General features: G+C 34.4%; 1 protein-coding gene. It reads right to left on the bottom strand.

The features are described from left to right. Positions 1-73: 73 nt before the first annotated feature. Positions 74-679 (bottom strand): FEKKY domain-containing protein, encoded by a 606-nt coding sequence (locus HGP29_RS28350; RefSeq protein ID WP_168885826.1) that lies wholly within the window; start codon positions 677-679, stop codon positions 74-76. Positions 680-695 lie beyond the last annotated feature (16 nt).

The following is a 695-nucleotide window of genomic DNA, read 5'->3' as shown; positions in this document are numbered from 1 at the left end:
AACGTGATGACTAAACTACGTGAGCGGTTGCGTCAACCGTGATTGGAGTTTAGTTGATGTTGTAAAGCGTAAATTATTTCAAATATTCCACGTCTTTTCGAACCTTATCACGCCACTTATAACCAAATTCGCTGTCCATGAGTTCGAAAATTCTTTCATTATAGATTTTTATACATTCAAAATCTGTTGGTACACAACCGAAGTCATAATATTTGACACCATATTTCTTTTCGAACTTTTTGTCAGCTCGTGTATTTGCTAACGGTGCAATCGAGCCTACTAACAATAATTTGGCTTTATTGTTCTTCCAATCAGTATCAGCGTGCTCTTTGCTGTATTCACAACTTACTTCGATTGTCAAATCGGATTTGGTGATATCACTATCGGTTTTAATTTCAAATTGCTGATTAGCATATCCGAAAGCACTGACTTTTAGAATGTATGTCTTGCCTAATTTAAGGTCAGTTAACTTATAAAATCCATTGCGATCAGCCATTGTCGCTATTTCCAATATTGGATTGTCAATATTTACTATCTCCACATAAACATCAGTGATTGGCCTTAAGTCTGTTAATGAAGATTTAACATAACCCTGAATTACAGATTGTCCGAAAGTCAAACTGCTAAATGAAACCAATAGGAGGTTAATTAAAAGTACTATTGTGATAATTTTTTTCATCTAATGCTTTACAACG

The sequence above is a fragment of the Flammeovirga agarivorans genome (assembly GCF_012641475.1).
GTDB classification, from domain to species: domain Bacteria; phylum Bacteroidota; class Bacteroidia; order Cytophagales; family Flammeovirgaceae; genus Flammeovirga; species Flammeovirga agarivorans.
Note: the sequence above shows the minus strand (reverse complement) of the source record. Positions and strands in the feature narration are given on the sequence as shown.